Annotated in this window: 1 protein-coding gene; it reads right to left on the bottom strand. The window is 58.9% G+C overall.

Going from position 1 to position 531, the window contains the following annotated elements; genetic code table 11:
• Positions 1–74 precede the first annotated feature (74 nt).
• Positions 75–531 (bottom strand): group II intron maturase-specific domain-containing protein (locus BMI01S_RS37970; RefSeq protein WP_042293700.1); only part of this gene is annotated, 457 nt, incomplete at its 5' end.

Genomic DNA, 531 nt, shown 5'->3' with positions numbered 1-531 from the left:
GTCGAGTAGCGCCCAGGAATCTCACCCGCACGCTCTCACAGATCCGGACGTGAATCTCTCGATTCATCCGGCTCCTATCGTTCAACCGACACCCCCAACGACCAATGTGGAAACAGGGCGGGCTGGCGAGCTCGAACGCCGTTCAGCCACGCCCACGCTCGCGCTTTGCGACCGTGAAGGGTTTTGTATTTTCGTTGTGCCCAGTGCACCAGCGCATAATCGATTGCGCGTAGGACATTGATGAGCACCGACCGGTGAAACCGCCCGTAATACTGAATCCAGCCGCTCAGGACCGGACGAGTCTTATCCGCCAACTCGTCCAGTCCGAGATCGTAGCGCCTCAGCCAACCCCGCCGACGCATGTCCTGCCGCATCGCCGTGGCAGCCTTGTTGCTGACCGCGGGAGTGAAGCTCGCAAATAATTTCCCCACGCGGTTCAGGGCGCTGCGCGCCCTGAATGTGTAGCCCAAGAAATCGAACTGACACATCGGGTGGGTTCCTCGTCTGTTTGCATCTTTGCAGTAAACGATC

The organism is Paraburkholderia mimosarum LMG 23256 = NBRC 106338, from assembly GCF_000739815.1.
GTDB classification, from domain to species: Bacteria; Pseudomonadota; Gammaproteobacteria; order Burkholderiales; family Burkholderiaceae; genus Paraburkholderia; species Paraburkholderia mimosarum.
This window is presented reverse-complemented; position numbering and strand designations above follow the sequence as displayed.